Raw genomic sequence first — 21234 nt, forward strand, 5'->3', positions numbered from 1 at the left:
TTGGAATGGCCGGCACAAGGACCACCCGTCGGCATCGACAAGCACCTGAGGAGGACGTGGTGGCTGTTGTGAGGCGTTCGACCCCGGCCCACCCCCTGTTTCACCCCGTGTTCGAGGACTGGTGCACGAAGGCCGACGTCTTCTCGGCGCTGCCGAACGCACCGGTCGTACCGGACGACTCCCGCCAGGAGCGGTCCGCGCGGTGGCGGTTGCCGGCCAGGCCGGCGCGGCCGGGATGGGGGCCGACCCGGCTGGGATGGGGTCGTCCATGGTGAGGATAGACATCGACTGGCCCTGACTCCAGGAGACATGGAGTCGCAGTGCACCGGACGGCCACGACCGTGCCGGTGCACTGCCATGCCCGCCACCCGGACAGGACGAGCACGAGGTGGGCCCTCGCCCAGGAGCTTGGCGCCACTGTCCAGGAAGACGCCGGGGACACGACGCATGAACACCCCGACGGTGATCGACCTCTACGATGTCACGGGGAGGACCCCGACGCCCTGGTGGCGACGCAGACCACTGGTCTGTGGCGGCTGACCAACTTGCCCGCTTCCCGCGCGCCGTCCCCGGGTGACCATCCGCTGACCGCGTTGGCATTTGGTGACCGAGCAGGGCGGCACGCTGTTTCGCGTAGCCGCGCGAGCCACTGCGCGGCTTGTTCGACGGGCAACCGTCCTCACCCGCAGGAGCCAGTGCCAACGATCAAGAGGAACCTACACAGGGGGACGGGTGACCGACGCGTACGAGGACCCGGGCACGCCCGACGTCCGGGGCGGCTGGCGGTATCTGTGGTGGCTGGTGCGCTGTCAGCCGGGGAGGTCCGTGGCCGGGGCGCTGCTGGGCAGTTCCTGGATGGTGCTGCTGGCGGCGACACCGTATCTGATGGCCAAGGCGATCGACGAAGGTCTTGAGCCGGGCGACTGGGCGGCGCTCACCGGCTGGTGCTGCGCGCTGTTCGCGGTCGGCTCCTTCAACGCCTGGCTGAGCATCATGCGGCACCGCACGATGACCCGGGTGCGGATGGACGCCAACTTCCGCACGGTCAAGGTGGTCGTCGGGCAGGCGGTCCGCCTGGGCGCCGCCCTCTCGCGCCGGACCGGAGCCGGGGAGGTCGTCACGATCGGCGTGGGCGACGTGCAGACGATCGCCGGCGCCCTGACCGTCGTCGGCCCGGGCGTGGGCGCGTGCGTCGCCTACCTGACGGTCGCCGCCCTGCTGGTGTCGGTCTCTCCGCTCCTGGCGGCCGTGGTCCTGCTCGGCATCCCGGCGATCGTCCTCCTCGTGGGCCCCTTCCTGTCCCGCCTCCAGGGCGCCGAGACGGAGTACCGCGACCGCCAGGGCGTCCTCACCTCCCGCATCGCCGACCTCGCGGGCGGCTTGCGCGTCCTCAACGGCCTCGGCGGCAAGGGTCTGGTGACCGACGCCTTCCACCGCGACTCCCAGCGGCTGCGGGCCCAGGGCTACCGGGTCGGCGCGGTCACCAGCTGGGTCCAGGCCCTCGGCGTGGGCCTGCCCACCCTGTTCCTCGCCGTCGTCACCTGGCTCGCGGCCCGCCTGGCAGCCCAAGGGGAGATCACCGTGGGCGAGTTGGTCGCGGTGTACGGCTATGTCGCGGTCCTGGTGGGCCCGGTGGCGTTCTGGGTGGAGTGCGGCTACCAGCTCAGCCGGGGCGTGGTGGCGGCGAGGAGGGTCGTACGGTTCCTGTGCCTGGAGCCGATGGAGGACCGGGGCACACGGGATGCTCCCGCGGAGCCCTCGGTTCTGCACGACCCGGAGTCGGGGGTGCGCATCCTCCCGGGCCGCCTGACGGCACTGGCCTGTGCGAGGCCGACGGACACGGCAACGGTCCTGGACCGCCTGGCCCGGTACACCCCGTCGCAGGCGACCTGGGCCGGAGTCCCCCTGGACGAGATCCGGTTGCCCCAGATCAGAGAGCACATCCTGCTGGCGGACCACGAGGCGGACCTGTTCGCGGGCCCACTGCGCGAGGTGATCATGGGCGCGGACTCCGACCCCGCGGCCGCCATACACGCAGCGGTGGCAGCCGACATCGTCCAAGGTCTCCCGGACGGCCTCGACTCCCCCATGGACGCCCAGGCCCGCAACCTCTCAGGCGGCCAACGTCAACGCATCCGCCTGGTAAGGGCACTCCTCGCCGACCCGGAAGTCCTCCTGGCCATAGAACCCACCTCCGCCCTGGACGCCCACACGGAAGCCCTCGTGGCCAAGCGCCTGCACGAGGCCAGGGAAGGACGCACCACAGCCGTCACCACCACCTCCCCCCTCGTGCTGGACCACGCCGACACGGTCCTCTACCTGGTCGACGGCAAACTCGCCGCGACCGGCACCCATCAGCAACTCCTCACCGAGGAACCGGGATACCGCGCCCTGGTCGCACGAGACGCGGAGGTCATGAAATGAGCAGGGGTCACCTCCCGGTCGCCGACCAGGCCTCCGTACGGCGCGCGTCCGTCCGGCTGATACGCAAAGACGCCCGCGCCTTCACCGCCGTACTCGCCCTGAACGCACTCGCCGCCCTCAGCGGCCTCGCCGGCCCGTGGCTGCTCGGCCGGATCATCGACGAGGTGCGCGCCGGTGCGGGCGTGGCCGCGGTGGACCGGCTCTCGCTCGTCCTCGTGGTGTGCGCGTGCGCACAGCTCCTCCTCGCCCGCTGGGCCCGCTACGTCGGCCATCGCTTCGGCGAACGCACCCTCGCCCGCGTCCGCGAGGAGTTCGTGGAGCGCACCCTGGCCCTGCCCGCCTCCGTCGTGGAACGTGCCGGCACCGGCGACCTCACCGCCCGGGGCACCGCCGACGTGGCGACCGTCGGCACCACACTTCGCGACGCGGGACCCGAACTCCTCGTCAACTCCGTGCAGTTCGTGTTCCTGCTGGCCGCGGTGTTCTTCCTCGACCCGCTGCTCGGGGCCGTCGGTGTGTTCGGTCTGCTGCCCATCTGGTTCGTGCTGCGCTGGTATCTGCGGCGGGCGCGCGACGGCTATCTGGCCGAGGGCTCCGCCACCTCCGACGTCGCCGAGATCCTCGCGGCCACCGCGTCCGGCGCCCGCACGGTCGAGGCGCTCCGCCTCGAGGGGCGGCGCGTCCGGGCGAGCCGGGACGCCCTCGACACGGCCCGCCGCACCCGCCTCTACACCCTCTACCTGCGCAGTGTGTTCTTCCCGGTGGTGGACGTCTCGTACGTCCTCCCCGTGGCCTGTGTACTCATGGTCGGCGCGGTGCTGCACGCGCAGGACATGCTGAGCCTGGGGTCGGTCGTCGCGGCTGCCCTGTACCTGCGTCAGATGTCCAACCCCCTCGACCAGATCCTGATGCGGGTCGAACAACTCCAGTCCGGCGGCGCCTCGTTCGCCCGCGTGGAGGGCCTCGCCGCGGCGCCGCGGGGCTCCGTCGAGAACTCCCCCGCTCCCGCCGACGACCGCATCGACGTCACAGCTGTGCGGTACTCCTACGGCCGCGGCGGCGAGGTCCTGCACGGCGTCACCCTGACCGTGCGCCCCGGTGAACGCCTGGCCGTCGTCGGTCCGTCCGGCGCCGGGAAGACCACCCTGAGCAGGCTGCTCGCGGGGGTCGACGCGCCGACCTCGGGATCGGTGACCGTCGGCGGGGTCCCCGTCGTCGGTCTCGACCCCGAGCAGCTGCGCCGCCAGGTCGTCCTGGTCACCCAGGAGCACCACGTCTTCCTGGGCACGGTCCGCGACAATCTCCTCATCGCCGAACCCGGCGCCGGGGACGAGGAGTTGTGGGCCGCCCTGACCGCCGTGGGAGCCGACGGGTGGGTGCGGGAGCTGCCCGAGGGGCTCGACACCGCGCTCGGCGAGGACGGTTGCCGTACGGACGGTTCGCAGGCGCAGCAACTCGCCCTGGCCCGAGTGGTGTTGGCGGACCCGCACACCCTGATCCTCGACGAGGCGACCGCGCTCCTCGATCCCACGACCGCGCGGCACACCGAGCGCGCCCTGGCCGCCGTACTCGAAGGACGCACGGTCATCGCGATCGCGCACCGGCTGCACACCGCGCACGACGCGGACCGGGTGGCGGTGATGGAGAACGGCCTGCTGACCGAGCTCGGTACGCACGAGGAGCTGGTGGCGGCGGACGGGGTCTACGCGGCGCTGTGGGGGTCGTGGCACGGGGACCGGCCCTCGGTGTCCGACCAGAGTGGAAAGTCCGTATAACGAACATGAACTCCCGGACAACGAACGATTTCCGGCCAAGTTCCTGACGCGCTCCTGACAGTACGGGCTTTCCGGTGCCACTCTTCCCACGGCCGCTTCACAGCAACCTCACAGATCTCTCGCTGTGTTCTGATCCGCGGCCGCCTGCACCTCGTTCCGCGTACCGCCCGGACGGTCGACCCACCGTCCGGTCTCCCCTGGCCGCGCGATCCGCGGCCGCGCAGAAGGAGTCAGTGTTGAGAGACAGTTCCTCCCACAGACGCACCCCCCGCACCCCCCACCCCCTGCACCGCAAGGCCGCCGCCGTGGCCCTGGTCGGTGTCTCCGCCCTGATCGCCGCGGCCGTCCAGTCGGGCGCCGCCACCGCAGCCCCGGAGAAGGCACCGTCGGCCGCGAGCAAGGTGATCCCGGGCGCCGAGTCCCTCAAGCTCACCCCCGCCCAGCGCGCCGAGCTGATACGCGAGGCGAACGCCACCAAGGCGGACACCGCCAAGGACCTCGGCCTGGGCGCCAAGGAGAAGCTGGTCGTCCGTGACGTCGTCAAGGACGGCGACGGCACGCTGCACACCCGCTACGAGCGCACCTACGACGGTCTGCCCGTCCTCGGCGGCGACCTCGTCGTGGAGACCGCGAAGTCGGGCGCGACCGAGGGCGTCGTCAAGGCGACGAACAAGACCATCAAGGTCGCCTCGGTGACGCCGAAGGTGTCTGCGGCCAAGGCGTCGGCGCAGGCCCTCAAGGCCGCGCAGGCGGTCGGCGCCGACAAGGCCGACACCAACCGCGCCCCGCGCAAGGTCATCTGGGCCGGCAACGGCACGCCGACCCTGGCGTACGAGACGGTCGTCGGCGGTCTCCAGGAGGACGGGACGCCGAACGAGCTGCACGTCGTCACGGACGCGGCGACCGGCGCGAAGCTCTACGAGTACCAGGGCATCGAGACCGGCACCGGCAACACCATGTACAGCGGCACGGTCACCCTCGGCACCACGCAGTCCGGGTCCACGTACAACCTGACCGACGGGGCGCGCGGCAACCACAAGACGTACAACCTCAACCGCGGCACCTCCGGCACCGGCACCCTCTTCTCGGGGCCCGACGACGTCTGGGGCAACGGCAGCGCGTCCAACGCGGAGACGGCCGGCGCGGACGCGCACTACGGCGCCGCGCTCACCTGGGACTACTACAAGAACGTGCAGGGGCGTTCGGGCATCCGCGGTGACGGGGTCGGCGCGTACTCCCGGGTCCACTACGGCAACAACTACGTCAACGCGTTCTGGGACGACAGCTGCTTCTGCATGACGTACGGCGACGGGTCGGGCAACACCCACCCGTTGACGGCCATCGACGTGGCCGGTCACGAGATGACCCACGGCGTCACGTCGAACACCGCTGGGCTCAACTACTCGGGCGAGTCCGGCGGTCTGAACGAGGCGACCTCCGACATCTTCGGCACGGCCGTCGAGTTCTACGCCAACAACTCCTCCGACGTCGGTGACTACCTCATCGGCGAGAAGATCAACATCAACGGCGACGGCACCCCGCTGCGCTACATGGACAAGCCGAGCAAGGACGGCGCGTCCAAGGACAGTTGGTACTCGGGGATCGGGTCGGTGGACGTCCACTACTCGTCCGGGCCCGCGAACCACTTCTTCTACCTCCTGTCGGAGGGCAGTGGCACCAAGACCATCAACGGTGTCACCTACAACTCCCCGACCTCGGACGGCCTTCCGGTCACCGGCATCGGCCGGGACAAGGCGGAGAAGATCTGGTTCCGCGCGCTGACCACGAAGTTCACGTCGACGACGAACTACGCGGCGGCCCGCACCGGCACCCTCGCGGCGGCCGGTGAGCTGTACGGCACGACGAGCGCCGAGTACACGGCCGTGGCGAACGCCTGGGCGGGCGTGGCGGTCGGCTCGCGTCCCGGCGGTGGCGGTGGTGGCGGCACCTCGTTCGAGTCCACCACCGACGTATCGATTCCGGACAACGGGGCGGCCGTCAATTCGCCTATCACGGTCTCAGGGCGTACGGGCAACGCGCCCTCGAACCTCGCGGTCTCGGTCGACATCGTGCACACCTACATCGGTGACCTCCGGGTGCAGCTGATCGCCCCCGACGGCACGGCGTACACGCTGAAGGCGTACGGCACCGGTGGCAGCACCGACAACCTCAACACCACGTACACGGTGAACGCGTCCTCCGAGGTCGCCAACGGGACCTGGCAGTTGCGGGTCCAGGACAACGCGGCCCAGGACACCGGCTACATCAACGGGTGGAAGCTGACCTTCCCGTAGGCCGGCGACCCCCAAGTCAGGGCGCCGTCCCGGTGGTTCGAATCCCCGGGGCGGCGCCCTCTTTTTGCCTCTCCATGACTGACGGCTTGTTGGGGCTTTGCCCTGGTCAACTCGGTTTACATGCCTGCAATGTTCATCCAGCCGTCGACTTTCAGCCAACATCACTTGAGGGTCATGACATGTACGCGCCTTGATGCCACGCTTCCTCACAACCGCCGCACAACTTCACAACCACCCCGGAAGGCAACCCCACGCCGTCCGGGCTCCCCCACGAAGGAGCTTGTGTGACCCCCCTCTACGCGCGTCACAAGCGCACCACCCTGGCCATCGCCACCGCCGTCGCGGCCGGGGCCCTGCTCACCACCGGTCTGACCACCGGAAGTGCCGCCGCCGTGACCCCGGCCGAAGGCACCGGCAAGGCCACGCTCGCGGGCGCCCCGGTCCAGCTGTCCGCGGCCGCGCGCACCTCCCTCATCAAGGAGCAGCAGGCCGACGCCGGGACCACGGCTCAGGAGATAGGCCTCGGCTCCAAGGAGAAGCTGGTCGTCAAGGACGTCCTGAGAGACGCCGACGGTACGGTCCACACCCGCTACGAGCGCACGTACGCCGGTCTCCCCGTCCTCGGCGGCGACCTGGTCGTCCACGAGTCGAAGTCCGGTGCGACCGAAGGCGTCTCCAAGGCGACGAAGGCCACCATCAAGGTCGCCTCGCTGACCCCGAAGGTCACTGTCGCCAAGGCCGAGACCCAGGCGCTGACCGCCGCCAAGGCCGCAGGCTCGGACAAGGCCGCCGCGGACGGCGCGCGCAAGGTGATCTGGGCCGGCTCGGGTACCCCCGTCCTCGCCTACGAGACGATCGTCGGCGGCTTCCAGGACGACGGCACCCCGAACCAGCTGCACGTCATCACCGACGCCGCCACCGGCAAGAAGCTCTACGAGTACCAGGGCATCGAGAACGCGACCGGCACCGGCAAGAGCCTGTACTCGGGCACGGTCAGCCTCAGCACCACGCAGTCCGGCTCGACGTACAACCTCACGGACGCCACGCGCGGCAGCCACAAGACGTACAACAAGTCCCACGGCACCAGCTCCTCCGCGGGCACCCTGTTCACGGACGCCGACAACGTGTGGGGCACCGGCGCGGCCTCCAGCTCCACCACCGACCAGACCGCGGCGGTGGACGCCACCTACGGCGCGCAGGAGACGTGGGACTTCTACAAGTCCACCTTCGGCCGCAGCGGCATCAAGAACAACGGCGTCGGCGCGTACTCCCGCGTGCACTACGGCAACCAGTACGTCAACGCGTTCTGGGACGACGGCTGCTTCTGCATGACGTACGGCGACGGTGAGGGCAACGTCAGCCCGCTCACCTCGCTGGACGTGGCAGGCCACGAGATGAGCCACGGCGTCACCTCGAACACGGCGGGCCTGAACTACTCCGGTGAGTCCGGCGGCCTCAACGAGGCCACCTCGGACATCTTCGGCACGGGCGTGGAGTTCTACGCCAACAACTCCAACGACGTCGGTGACTACCTCATCGGCGAGGAGATCGACATCAACGGCGACGGCACGCCGCTGCGCTACATGGACAAGCCCAGCAAGGACGGCGGCTCGGCGGACTCCTGGTCCTCGTCGGTCGGCAACCTGGACGTCCACTACTCGTCGGGCGTGGCGAACCACTTCTTCTACCTCCTCTCGGAGGGCAGCGGCGCCAAGACGATCAACGGCGTGTCCTACAACTCGCCGACGTCCAACGGCTCCACGGTCACCGGCATCGGCCGCGCCAAGGCCCTGCAGATCTGGTACAAGGCGCTGACGACGTACTTCACGTCGACGACCAACTACAAGTCGGCGCGCACGGGCACGCTGTCCGCGGCGTCCGCCCTGTACGGCTCCACCAGCACCGAGTACAAGGCGGTGGCCGCGGCCTGGTCCGCGGTCAACGTGAGCTAGTCCGCGAGAGGCTCGACGGGCGGTACCCGGAAGGAAGGCATATCCGGGTGCCGCCCTACTCTTGGGTCCCATGTCCTTCACGTACGACGACGTCGGCGCGACCCGGCGGAGCGGATTCTGCCCGCCCGGCTTCCACCCCCTGCACGTACGCACCCGCATAGGCGAGGGTCACGACGTCTTCCAGAAGGCCTCCGAGGCGGTCCTGACCTGGGAGATGCACCGCGCCCTGGGCGTGGGCATGGACACCACCGCGGACCGCGCGGCCCCCGACGTGGACGTCACGGTCACCCTCGCCGGCGTCATCAGGGCCCCCTGCCGAGTCGTCTGGACGGTCGAGGAACACCGCCGCGCGGGCTGGGCCTACGGCACCCTCGCCGGCCACCCCGAATCCGGCGAGGAGTCCTTCGTCGTCGACCGCACGGGCGACGGGACGGTATGGCTGACGGTGTCGGCGTTCAGCCGCGCCGCGAAGTGGTACTCGCGGGCGGGCGGCCCGGCGACCCGTGGACTGCAGCACGCGTACGCGCGGAAGTGCGGGACGGTCCTGCGGAAGCTGTGCGGCGGGGAGGACGCGGGCTGAGCGGAGAAGCCCGGCCCGCGCCCCCGCGGTTCACCGCATGAGCACCCCGGCCCCCTCCACCACCTCTTCCGAAGGCACCGCCACCAGCCCCAGCTCCGCGCCCGACGCCAGCAGCCGATGCGAGGGCAGGATGCGGACCGTGTAGCCGAAGGGTCCCGTGCGGTCCAGGGACAGCGGGCCCTCGTACACCCACCGGCCCTCCGCGTCCGGCCCGCCCACCGACTTCAGCGGGACCGTCGCCGCGTCCGCGATGCGGTCCTCCTCGTCGACCCGGCCGGAGACCGCCTGGATCTCCACGTCGTCCGGGCCCAGGGCGCCGAGGCCCACGTGGACCCTGAGGCCGAGCGTGGTGCCGAGTTCGGCCGTGGTCGTCGCGGCCGTGGTCTCCACGTGGTCGACCGTCACCCCGTGCCACTGCGCCCGCACCCGGGACTTCCACTCCGCGAGCTCGCGTGCCACGTCCGGGGCCATCGTGCGGTGGGCGTGGGCCGCCGGGGCGTAGAGGCGTTCGACGTACTCGCGGACCATGCGGCCGGCCAGGACCTTCGGGCCCAGCAGGGTGAGCGTCTGGCGGACCATCTCGATCCAGCGGTCGGGGAGGCCTCCTTGTCCCTGCTCGTAGAAGCGGGGGGTCACCCGCTGTTCGAGGAGGTCGTAGAGGGCGTCGGCCTCTATGTCGTCACGGCGGTCGGGGTCGGTCCCCACGCCGTCCGCCGTCGGGATCGCCCAGCCGAAGTCGGGCTGGAACCACTCGTCCCACCAGCCGTCCAGGACGGACAGGTTCAGACAGCCGTTGAGCGCCGCCTTCATGCCCGAGGTGCCGCAGGCCTCCAGCGGCCGCAGCGGGTTGTTGAGCCAGATGTCGCAGCCCGGGTACAGCTTCTGCGCCATCGCCATGCCGTAGTCGGGCAGGAAGACGATCCGGTGGCGGACCCGCGGGTCGTCCGCGAACCGCACCAGCTCCTGGACCAGCCGCTTCCCGCCGTCGTCCGCCGGGTGCGCCTTGCCCGCCACCACGATCTGGATCGGGCGTTCGGGGTGCAACAACAGGTCCATCAGCCGGTCGCGGTCCCGCAGCATCAGGGTCAGCCGCTTGTACGACGGGACGCGGCGCGCGAATCCGATCGTCAGGACGTCGGGGTCCAGCACGCCGTCGATCCAGCCCAACTCCGCCGTCCCGGCGCCGCGTTGCCGCCAGGACGCCCGCAGCCGGTCCCGTACCTCCACCACCAGCTGCTCCCGCAGGGAGCGGCGCAGGTCCCAGACGTCCTGGTCGGGGATGTCGCCCACGGCGTCCCAGCGGTCCGAGCCGCCGACGGTCAGCGCGTCCTCGGTGCGCTGGGCGCCGATCTGCCGGGCGCCGAGCCGGAACACCTCGGGCGCGACCCAGGTCGGGGCGTGCACCCCGTTGGTCACGGAGGTGATCGGCACCTCCTCGGGGTCGAATCCCGGCCAGAGTCCGGAGAACATCTCCCGGCTGACCTGCCCGTGCAACAGCGAGACCCCGTTGGCTCGCTGGGCGAGGCGCAGGCCCATCACGGCCATGTTGAAGAGGTTGGGTTCGCCGCCGGGGTAGGTCTCCATGCCGAGGGCGAGGATCCGGCCCACGTCCATGCGCGGGAGCTCGGCGTCGGGGCCGAAGTGCCGGGCGACCAGCTCCCGGTCGAAGCGGTCGATGCCGGCCGGGACGGGGGTGTGCGTGGTGAAGACGGTCCCCGCCCGGACCGCCTCCAGGCCGGCGTCGAAGTCCATTCCCTGGTCGCAGAGCTCGGCGATCCGCTCCAGGCCGAGGAAGCCGGCGTGCCCCTCGTTGGTGTGGAACACCTCGGGGCCGGCGTGGCCGGTCAGCCGGCAGTACGTCCGTACCGCGCGGACACCCCCTATCCCCAGCAGCATCTCCTGGAGCAGACGGTGTTCGCTGCCGCCGCCGTAGAGCCGGTCGGTCACCCCGCGTTCGCCGAGGTCGTTCTCCTCGACGTCGGAGTCCAGCATCAGCAGGGGCACCCGGCCGACCTGGGCGAGCCAGATCCGGGCGTGCAGCTGCTTGCCGCCGGGAAGGGCCAGCGACACCTGTGCCGGGGTGCCGTCGGCCTCCCTCAGCAGCGCCACCGGCAGCTCGTTGGGGTCCAGGACCGGATAGTGCTCCTGCTGCCAGCCGTCCCGGGACAGGGACTGGCGGAAGTAGCCGTGGCGGTACAGCAGACCGACGCCGATCAGCGGTACGCCCAGGTCACTGGCCGCTTTCAGATGGTCGCCCGCCAGGATTCCCAGACCGCCGGAGTACTGCGGCAGGGCGGCCGTGATGCCGAACTCGGGCGAGAAGTAGGCGACGGCGGCGGGGAGTTCACCGGTGTGGGTCTGGTACCAGCGTTCACCGGTGACGTAGTCGTGGAGATCGTCGGCGACCGCGGTGAGCCGGCGCAGGAAGCGACGGTCCTCGGCGAGTTCGGCGAGCCGGGCGGGGCGCACGCTGCCGAGCAGTCGTACGGGATCACCGCCCGACGCGGCCCAGTGCTCCGGATCGACGGACTGGAAGAGATCGCGGGTCTCCGCGTGCCAGGACCAGCGCAGATTGCGCGCCAGATCGCTCAGGGGCCGCAGGGCATCGGGGAGTACGGGTCGGACGGTGAATCGACGGATCGCCTTCACATTCCACCTCGGCGAGCGAGCGGAGTGGGACACACGGCGGTGTGCGTCCCGTCGTCAACCCCGACCGTATCTGTGCGGAGGGTCTCGTCACCACGGCGCGGTTCAAGGCAGAAGACCATGTCACCCTCAAGCCGTCCCGGATCGAACAGTCCGAAAATCGCCGTAACCTCCCCATGTCCCCCATGGCTGATATGGCCGATTCCACCCCCGCAGGCGTCCTTGTGGTACTTCACACCGCACGAGAGGCTTCCCCATGGCGTGCCTGCCGACGCCGGGTGCACCCGGCGCGCCGGGGCTGCGTACGCCGAGCTGAGGAGGGGAACTCAAGTCATGGCACGGACGCGAGATCGGCGTCTGCGCTGGGTGGGGGGCCTGACCGCGGTGAGCTGTGCTGCCGCACTTTCGGCCATCACCCTGCCCGCGCACGCCGCACCGGAGGGGCGGATACTCGGCGCCGGAGAGCCCGGTTCCGTCAGCGGGAGTTACCTGGTGACACTCAAGGGGGGAACGAAGGCTCCGTCGGCGACCGGAAAAGGACTCGCCGAGAAGTACGGGGCGAGAATCAGCCATACCTACGGCACGGTACTCAACGGTTACGCGATCCGGGCCGACGAGAGACAGGCCAGGCGGCTCGCGGCGGACTCCCGTGTGGACTCGGTCGTCCAGGACACCCGGGTGACCCTGGAGCGCACCCAGAAGAACCCGCCGTCCTGGGGCCTGGACCGGGTCGACCAGCCGAAACTGCCGCTGGACAGGTCCTACACCTCGCCGGAGTCCGCGGGCGCCGGAACGACGGTGTACGTGATCGACACCGGCATCCGGATCTCCCACAAGGACTTCGGGGGCCGGGCGGCCTACGGCTGGGACTTCGTCGGGGGCGACGGCTCGGCGGGCGACGGCAACGGCCACGGCACCCACGTGGCGGCCACCGTCGCCGGCACCCGGTACGGCGTGGCCAAACAGGCGAAGGTGGTGGCCGTACGCGTCCTCGACAACAACGGATCGGGCACGACCGCCCAGGTCATCGCCGGTATCGACTGGGTGACGAAGAACGCGCGGAAGCCGGCGGTCGCCAACCTCAGCCTGGGCGGCTCCCACAGTGCCCAGCTGGACGCCGCCGTCCGCACGTCCATCGCGTCCGGAGTGACCTACACGGTCGCTGCGGGCAACGACGGCCTGCCGGCCGGGCTCTACTCGCCCGCCGACGTACCGCAGGCGATCACGGTCGGCGCGACCGACACGAAGGACACCCGGGCGGGCTTCTCGAACTACGGATCCGCCCTCGACCTGTTCGCACCAGGAGTCTCGATCACCTCCGCGGGCATCACGAGCGACACCGCCAGGGCGACCTACTCGGGAACGTCGATGGCGACACCGCACGCGGCGGGCACGGCCGCGCTGTACCTCGCCGGCCACCCGAAGGCCACTCCGGCGCAGGTCGGTAAAGCGCTGGTGAAAATGGCGGCCTCCGGGAAGGTGTCCGGTCGGGGCGCGGGTTCACCGGACAAACTTCTCCAGGTGCCCGGCCCCCAGGGGTAAGCGTCCGCAAGGCGGCCCCGTTCGGCGAGAACGGGGCCTGTTTTGTGTAAAGACATACGCGTGAGTAGTTAACAAAGTGCTGGATTGCCTACCCGAATAGGGTGGGAAGGCTCCTGCGGTACACGGCTCAGGTAGGTTCACCGGTACGCCACGCAGGACCCCCTCCCCACATCCATCCGCCCACCCAAAGTTGACGCGGACAGGAGCGGTCATGCCCGCCACGCACCATTCGTCAGCACCCCCGACGTCCAGCACCGACGCGTCCACCACGCGTCCCGTCGACCCCGGACCACCGCGCCAGGAGCGACCCTCCACACCAGCGGGACCGGCTCCGGCCATCGGACGCATACCGGTCCTCGACGTCCGCCCGGTGGTCCAGCGCGGGCGCCGGCCCGCGAAGGCGGTCACCGGAGAGACGTTCGAGATCTCGGCCACCGTGTTCCGTGAGGGCCATGACGCGGTCGCCGCGAATGTCGTACTGAAGGATCCGGAAGACCGCGCCGGACCGTGGACCCCCCTGCACGAACTGACCCCGGGCACCGATCGCTGGGGCGCCACCGTCACCGCCGGCAGCCCGGGTCTGTGGACCTTCACCGTCGAGGCCTGGGGCGACCCCGTCACCACCTGGCGGCACCACGCCCAGATCAAGATCCCGGCGGGCATGGACACCGAAATGGTCCTGGAGGAGGGTGCCCGGCTCTACGAGCGGGCCGCCGTCGGCGTGCCCGACGACGGCCGGAACGGCGTGATCCTCGCGGCCATCCACGCCCTCCGCGACGAGACCCGGCCCGCCGCCGCCCGTCTGGCGGCCGCGTTGACGCCCGAGGTGGACGCCGTACTGGCAAGGTACCCGCTGCGGGAGTTGATCACGGCGTCGGAGACGCTACCGCTGCTGGTGGAGCGGGAGCGGGCGCTGTTCGGGTCGTGGTACGAGTTCTTCCCGCGCTCGGAGGGCACCCCGCAGCGGCCGCACGGCACGTTCCGCACTGCGGCGCGCCGGCTGCCGGCGATCGCGGCGATGGGTTTCGACGTGGTCTATCTGCCGCCGATCCATCCGATCGGCAGCACCTTCCGCAAGGGCCGCAACAACACCCTGTCCGCCGGTCCCGACGATGTGGGCGTGCCGTGGGCGATCGGCTCGCCGGAGGGCGGGCATGACGCGGTCAACCCGGACCTGGGTACGCTGGAGGACTTCGACTGGTTCGTGGCGGAGGCCGGCAAGCTGGGTCTGGAGATCGCGCTGGACTTCGCGCTGCAGTGCTCGCCGGATCATCCCTGGGTGCACAAGCACCCGGAGTGGTTCCACCACCGCCCCGACGGCACCATCGCGTACGCGGAGAACCCGCCGAAGAAGTACCAGGACATCTACCCGATCGCCTTCGACGCCGACATGGACGGGCTGATCGCGGAGACGCTGCGGGTGCTGCGGCACTGGATGGACCACGGGGTGCGGATCTTCCGGGTGGACAATCCGCACACCAAGCCGGTGGTGTTCTGGGAGCGGGTGATCGCGGACATCAACGCCACCGACCCGGACGTGATCTTCCTGGCCGAGGCGTTCACCCGCCCGGCGATGATGCACACCCTGGCCCAGATCGGCTTCCAGCAGTCCTACACCTACTTCACCTGGCGCACCACCAAGGAAGAACTCACCGCGTACCTGAGCGAACTCTCCGGTGAGGCGGCCTCCTACATGCGGCCGAACTTCTTCGCCAACACCCCCGACATCCTGCACGAGTTCCTCCAGCACGGCGGCCGGCCCGCGTTCGCGCTGCGCGCGGTCCTGGCCGCGACCCTCTCGCCGACCTGGGGCATCTACTCCGGCTACGAACTCGCCGAGAACACCCCGCTACGGGAGGGCAGCGAGGAATACCTCAACTCGGAGAAGTACCAGCTCAAGGCCCGCGACTGGGACACCCCCGACACCCTCGCCCCCCTGATCACCCAGCTCAACACCATCAGGCGGGACAACCCGGCCCTACGGCAGTTGCGCGACCTCCATTTCCATCACGCGGACAAGGACGCGGTGATCGCGTACTCGAAGCGGCGCGGTTCGAACACGGTTCTGGTGGTCGTGAACCTCGATCCGCACCACACCCAGGAGGCCACGGTCTCGTTGGACATGCCGCAACTCGGCCTGGAATGGCACGAGTCGGTGCCGGTGCGCGACGAGCTCACCGGCGAGACCTACCACTGGGGCAGGGCGAACTACGTGCGTCTCGAACCGGGCACTCGCCCCGCGCACATCCTCACCGTCCTGCGACCGTCCACCCCGCAGATCGGAGGGTCACCCACAACATGATCGTCAACGAGCCCGTCCACGACACCTTCGAGGACACCCCTGCCAAGGACCGGGACCCGGACTGGTTCAAGCGGGCCGTCTTCTACGAGGTCCTCGTCCGCTCCTTCCAGGACAGCAACGGCGACGGCGTCGGCGACCTCAAGGGCCTGACCGCCAAACTCGACTACCTGCAGTGGCTGGGCGTCGACTGCCTGTGGCTGCCGCCGTTCTTCAAGTCACCGCTCCGGGACGGCGGCTACGACGTCTCCGACTACACCGCCGTCCTGCCGGAGTTCGGCGACCTCGCCGACTTCGTGGAGTTCGTCGACGCCGCCCATCACCGCGGCATGCGCGTGATCATCGACTTCGTCATGAACCACACCAGCGACCAGCACCCGTGGTTCCAGGAGTCCCGGGCCAATCCCGACGGCCCCTACGGCGACTACTACGTGTGGGCGGACGACGACAAGCAGTACCAGGACGCCCGGATCATCTTCGTCGACACCGAGGCCTCCAACTGGACCTTCGACCCGGTGCGCAAGCAGTACTACTGGCACCGCTTCTTCTCCCACCAGCCGGATCTCAACTACGAGAACCCGGCCGTCCAGGAGGAGATGATCTCCGCCCTGCGGTTCTGGCTGGACCTGGGCATCGACGGCTTCCGCCTCGACGCGGTCCCCTACCTGTACCAGGAGGAGGGCACCAACTGCGAGAACCTGCCGGCGACCCATGACTTCCTCAAGCGGGTCCGCAAGGAGATCGACGCCTCCTACCCGGACACGGTGGTGCTGGCGGAGGCGAACCAGTGGCCGGAGGACGTCGTCGACTACTTCGGCGACTTCGAGAGCGGCGGCGACGAATGCCACATGGCGTTCCACTTCCCGGTCATGCCCCGCATCTTCATGGCGGTCCGCCGGGAATCCCGCTACCCCGTCTCGGAAATCCTCGCCAAGACGCCGGCCATCCCCAACAACTGCCAATGGGGCATCTTCCTGCGCAACCACGACGAGCTCACCCTCGAAATGGTCACCGACGAGGAACGCGACTACATGTGGGCCGAATACGCGAAGGACCCGCGTATGCGCGCCAACATCGGCATCCGGCGGCGGCTCGCCCCTCTCCTCGACAACGACCGCAATCAGATCGAGCTCTTCACCGCCCTGCTGCTGTCCCTGCCCGGCTCGCCGATCCTCTACTACGGCGACGAGATCGGCATGGGCGACAACATCTGGCTCGGCGACCGCGACGCCGTACGCACCCCGATGCAGTGGACACCGGACCGTAACGCAGGCTTTTCCTCCTGCGACCCCGGGCGGCTCTATCTGCCGACCATCATGGACCCCGTCTACGGCTACCAGGTCACCAACGTCGAGGCGTCGATGGCGTCGCCCTCGTCGTTGCTGCACTGGACCCGCCGGATGATCGAGATCCGCAAGCAGAACGCCGCCTTCGGCCTCGGCTCCTACACCGAGCTCCCGTCGTCGAACCCGGCGGTGATCGCGTTCCTCAGGGAGTACGAGGACGACCTGGTCCTGTGTGTGCACAACTTCTCCAGGTTCGCGCAGCCGACGGAGCTGGACCTGAGTGCCTTCAACGGACGGCACCCGGTCGAGCTGTTCGGCGGGGTGCGGTTCCCGGCCATCGGTGAGCTGCCGTACTTGCTGACCCTCGCCGGGCACGGCTTCTACTGGTTCCGGCTCCGCAAGGACGCCGCGTAGCCGACGAGGACCCGGGCGAGGCGGTTTCCACCGCCGCGCCCGGGGCACGCATCAGTAACACCCCGATCAGCCAGCCCGGGGAAAGGACGCCACGCCATGTCGGAAGCCGTCACCCGTAGCGCCACGACAAGTCCAGGCCTCCTCGCCTCGCTTGATCCACTTCTGCGCGAGTGGTTGCCGCGGCAGCGCTGGTTCGCGGGCAAGGGGCGCCCGGTCACCGGGTTCTCGCTGGTGGCGGCCACCGAACTGCTGCCGCCCACGGCCAAGCTCGGTCTGTACCACCTGCTGGTCCGCGCCCACCAGCCGCTCGTCGTGGGCGCCCCGACGCATCCCGGGGACTGCTATCAGCTCCTCATAGGCCTGCGCGAGGCGCTGCCGCCCCGGCTGGCGCCCGCGCTGATCGGCCACGTCGAGGACGGCCCGCTCACCGGCCGTACCGCGTACGACGCCCTCTACGACCCACTGCCCGCCGAACTGCTCCTGGAAGCGATCCGCACCGGGACCCGGATCGGCGGGCTGTCTTTCGAGCGGGACCCGCAGCAGGAGATCCGGGAGGGCCTGGTGGCCCGGGTGATGACCGCCGAGCAGTCGAATTCGTCGATCGTCTACGGAGATACGTTCATCCTGAAACTCCTGCGCCGGGTCGTGCCCGGCGTCAACCCCGACCTGGAGCTGCCGCTGGCCCTGGCCCGGGAGAGCTGCCCCCGGGTGCCCGCGCCGACGGGGTGGCTGGAGGCGGAGCTGGCCGGAGAGCCGTACACCCTCGCGGTGCTCCAGCCCTTCGTGCAGGGCGCTTCGGACGGCTGGGAACTGGCCCTGCGGGAGCTCGCCAAGGGCGAGGACTTCGGCGCCGAGGCGCACGCCCTCGGGCGGGCCACCGCCGAGGTGCACACCGCGCTCGCCCGGGCGCTGCCCACCGTGACGCTGGGGCACCAGCAGCTGCACCTGCTCGTCGACGGCATGATCGAGCGGCTGGAGGCGGCCGTACAGGCGGTCCCCGCGCTCCGGCCGCACGCGCCGGGTCTGCGCTCCGCGTTCACCGCGCTGGGTGATCTCGCCGCCGAGGGCACCACCTGGACCGCCCAGCGCATCCACGGCGACCTCCACCTCGGCCAGTGTCTGCGCTCGGCGACCGGGCACTGGTCGCTGATCGACTTCGAGGGCGAGCCGTCCAAGCCGCTCTCCGAACGCCGGCTGCCGCAGCCCACGGCCCGGGACATCGCCGGGATGCTGCGCTCCTTCGACTACGCGGCACACTCGACCGACCTGCCGGTACCGGGCTGGGCCGAGGCGTGCCGGGCCGCGTACTGTTCCGGATACGCCGAGGTCAGCGGCGTGGACCCGCGGACCGATCCGGTGCTGTTGCGCGCGTACGAGACCGACAAGGCGATCTACGAGGTCGTCTACGAGGCCCGGCACCGCCCGGACTGGCTGCAGGTACCGATGGCCGCGGTGGCGCGGTACGCGTCGCCCGACCCGATCTGACCCGACCTGACCTTCGCCGAGGAGGCTCCGCCAGTGACCCCCCGCCCCACCCCCAGCGGTTCGGACCCGAAGAAGTCGGCCGCGAAAGCGGCGAAGAGCGTGAAGAAGGCCGCGGAGAAGGCGGTGACCAAGAAGGCCGCCGCGAAGAAGCCGGATCCGGTGGCCGAGAAGGCGCCCGCGAAGAAGGCCGTGGCGAAGAAGGCCGCCGAGAAGAGCGCCGTCAGCAAGGCGGTCACCAAGAAGACCGCCGCGAAGACCGCGAAGAAGGGGACCGCGAAGGCGAAGAAGGTCGCCGCACCGGTCCCGGCGTCGGAGGTACCCATGGCTGTCCCGGTCTCACCGGAGGTACCCGCAGCCGACCGCGAACGGCTGCTGTCGGGCACCCACCACGACCCGCACGGGGTGCTCGGCGCGCATCCGGTCCCCGGCGGGGTGGCCTTCCGGGTGTTCCGCCCGTACGCCCGGGCCGTCACGGTCGTGGCCGGGGACGTGCGGGCCGAACTGCACGACGACGGCGACGGCTTCTTCACCGGCCTGCTGGCGCTGCGGGAGGTCCCGCCCTACCGGCTGCTCGTGGCGTACGAGGAGACGGTCCAGGACACCGAGGACGCGTACGGCTTCCTGCCCGCGCTGGGCGACCTCGACCTGCATCTGATCGGCGAGGGCCGGCACGAGCAGCTGTGGACGGCGCTGGGCGCCCAGCCCATGACCCACCAGGGCGCAACGGGAACACGCTTCACGGTGTGGGCGCCGAACGCGCGCGGTGTGCGGGTGTCGGGCACCTTCAACTTCTGGGACGGGTCGGCGTTCGCGATGCGCTCGCTCGGCTCCACCGGCATCTGGGAGCTGTTCGTGCCCGGTGTCGGCGAGGGTGAGCTGTACAAGTTCGAGATCACCCGCCCCGACGGTTCGAAGACCCGGCGCGCGGACCCGCTGGCCCGCCGCACGGAGGTCCCGCCCAACACGTCCTCGATCATCCACGCCTCGCACCACGAGTGGGGGGACGGGGAATGGCTGGCCCGCCGTGCGGAGGGCGCCCCCGCGCACGAGGCTCCCTTCTCGGTGTACGAGATCCATCTGCCGTCCTGGCGGCCCGGCCTGACATATCGTCAGCTCGCCGAGCAGCTCCCCGCGTACGTCAAGGACCTCGGCTTCACCCACGTCGAGCTGATGCCGGTCGCCGAGCACCCCTTCGGCGGCTCCTGGGGCTACCAGGTCACCGGCTTCTACGCGCCCACGGCCCGTCTGGGCACCCCCGACGACTTCAAGTACCTCGTCGACGCGCTCCACCAGGCCGGCATCGGCGTACTGATGGACTGGGTGCCCGCCCACTTCCCGCGCGACGACTGGGCGCTCGCCGAGTTCGACGGCCGCACCCTGTACGAACACGAGGACCCGCTGCGCGCGGCCCACCCTGACTGGGGGACGCTGGAGTTCGACTACGGCCGCCGTGAGGTCCGCAACTTCCTGGTGGCGAACGCCGTTTACTGGTGCGAGGAGTTCCACATCGACGGCCTGCGGGTCGACGCGGTCGCCTCGATGCTCTACCTCGACTACTCGCGCGAGCCGGGCCAGTGGGTCCCGAACGTGCACGGCGGCCGGGAGAACCTGGACGCGGTGGACTTCCTCCAGGAGATGAACGCGACGGTCTACCGGCGGGTCCCGGGCGTGGTGACGATCGCGGAGGAGTCCACGGCCTGGGACGGCGTCACCCGCGCGACGCACCACATGGGCCCGGGCGGCTTCGGCGGCCTCGGCTTCGGCCTGAAGTGGAACATGGGCTGGATGCACGACTCGCTGGACTACATGGCCCACGAGCCGGTGCACCGCAAGTACCACCACCACGAGATGACGTTCTCGATGGTGTACGCGTACAGCGAGAACTACGTCCTGCCCATCTCCCACGACGAGGTCGTCCACGGCAAACGCTCGCTGGTCTCGAAGATGCCGGGCGACTGGTGGCAGCAGCGCGCCAATCTCCGCGCCTATCTGGCCTTCATGTGGGCCCACCCCGGCAAGCAACTCCTCTTCATGGGCCAGGAGTTCGCCCAGGGCGCCGAATGGTCGGAGGCGCACGGTCCCGACTGGTGGCTCCTGGATCCGGCCTACGGCGCGGAGGCCGACCACCGGGGCGTCCGCGACCTGGTTCGCGACCTGAACGTCGTCTACCGCCACACCCCGGCCCTCTGGCAGCGCGACACGGACCCCTCGGGCTTCCAGTGGATCGTGGGCGACGCGTCCGAGGACAACGTCTTCGCCTTCCTCCGCTACGACGCGGAGGGATCCCCGCTCCTCGCGGTCACCAACCTCTCCCCCGTGGTCCGCCCCAACTACCGCCTGGGCGCCCCGGACGACGTCCCGGCCTGGCTGGAGTCCCTGAACACGGACACCGCCAGGTACGGCGGCGGCGACGTCACCAACCCGGAGATCGTGAAACCGGACCCCCAGGCCTGGCACGGCCGCCCGGCCAGCATCCAGGTGACGCTGCCACCCCTGGCGACGGTGTGGCTGCGGCCGGCGTAGCGCCGGCCGGGCCG

At 70.1% G+C, this 21234-nt stretch carries 11 protein-coding genes; 10 read left to right on the forward strand and 1 reads right to left on the reverse strand.

Annotated features, from left to right (window positions below):
- Nucleotides 1-732 precede the first annotated feature (732 nt).
- The 5 genes from OG841_RS15190 to OG841_RS15210 all read left to right on the forward strand — a co-directional run bounded on the left by OG841_RS15190 (nt 733) and on the right by OG841_RS15210 (nt 9025).
- Nucleotides 733-2424 carry an ABC transporter transmembrane domain-containing protein gene (locus tag OG841_RS15190; RefSeq protein WP_371565695.1) on the forward strand — a complete coding sequence of 564 codons (1692 nt, stop codon included), beginning with the start codon at nt 733-735 and terminating at the stop codon, nt 2422-2424.
- A complete protein-coding gene (locus tag OG841_RS15195) occupies nt 2421-4199 on the forward strand; it encodes an ABC transporter ATP-binding protein (RefSeq protein WP_371565697.1) in 1779 nt (592 codons plus the stop codon). Before OG841_RS15190 ends, OG841_RS15195 begins: the two co-directional genes overlap by 4 nt.
- Nucleotides 4200-4435: 236 nt before the next feature.
- Nucleotides 4436-6493: a M4 family metallopeptidase gene (locus tag OG841_RS15200; protein WP_371565699.1), complete on the forward strand. Its 2058-nt coding sequence runs from the start codon at nt 4436-4438 to the stop codon at nt 6491-6493.
- A gap of 284 nt (nt 6494-6777) precedes the next feature.
- Nucleotides 6778-8445, forward strand: a complete 1668-nt coding sequence (locus OG841_RS15205) for a M4 family metallopeptidase (protein ID WP_328640980.1) — start codon at nt 6778-6780, stop codon at nt 8443-8445.
- A 70-nt stretch (nt 8446-8515) separates the two neighbouring features.
- Entirely contained in the window at nt 8516-9025 is a 510-nt protein-coding gene (locus OG841_RS15210) for a DUF1990 domain-containing protein (RefSeq protein WP_328640979.1), read from the forward strand.
- A 30-nt stretch (nt 9026-9055) separates the two neighbouring features.
- Here OG841_RS15210 and OG841_RS15215 read toward each other — a convergent pair whose 3' ends face one another.
- Nucleotides 9056-11674 carry a glycosyltransferase family 1 protein gene (locus OG841_RS15215; RefSeq protein WP_328640978.1) on the reverse strand — a complete coding sequence of 873 codons (2619 nt, stop codon included), beginning with the start codon at nt 11672-11674 and terminating at the stop codon, nt 9056-9058.
- 330 nt (nt 11675-12004) lie between these two features.
- Here OG841_RS15215 and OG841_RS15220 point away from each other — a divergent pair, with 330 nt between their 5' ends.
- The 5 genes from OG841_RS15220 to glgB all read left to right on the forward strand — a co-directional run bounded on the left by OG841_RS15220 (nt 12005) and on the right by glgB (nt 21220).
- A complete protein-coding gene (locus tag OG841_RS15220; protein WP_328640977.1) occupies nt 12005-13213 on the forward strand; it encodes a S8 family peptidase in 1209 nt (402 codons plus the stop codon).
- Between the two features lie 211 nt (nt 13214-13424).
- Entirely contained in the window at nt 13425-15515 is a 2091-nt protein-coding gene (locus tag OG841_RS15225) for an alpha-1,4-glucan--maltose-1-phosphate maltosyltransferase (protein ID WP_371565702.1), read from the forward strand.
- On the forward strand, nt 15512-17212 hold the full coding sequence (gene treS, locus OG841_RS15230) for a maltose alpha-D-glucosyltransferase (protein ID WP_328640975.1): 1701 nt from the start codon (nt 15512-15514) through the stop codon (nt 17210-17212). The genes OG841_RS15225 and treS overlap by 4 nt, the downstream gene beginning before the upstream one ends.
- 96 nt (nt 17213-17308) lie before the next feature.
- Nucleotides 17309-18697, forward strand: a complete 1389-nt coding sequence (locus OG841_RS15235; protein WP_328640974.1) for a maltokinase N-terminal cap-like domain-containing protein — start codon at nt 17309-17311, stop codon at nt 18695-18697.
- 33 nt (nt 18698-18730) lie between these two features.
- Nucleotides 18731-21220: a 1,4-alpha-glucan branching enzyme gene (glgB, locus tag OG841_RS15240; protein WP_371565705.1), complete on the forward strand. Its 2490-nt coding sequence runs from the start codon at nt 18731-18733 to the stop codon at nt 21218-21220.
- Nucleotides 21221-21234 lie beyond the last annotated feature (14 nt).

The sequence above is a fragment of the Streptomyces canus genome (genome assembly GCF_041435015.1).
Lineage (GTDB): Bacteria > Actinomycetota > Actinomycetes > Streptomycetales > Streptomycetaceae > Streptomyces > Streptomyces canus_G.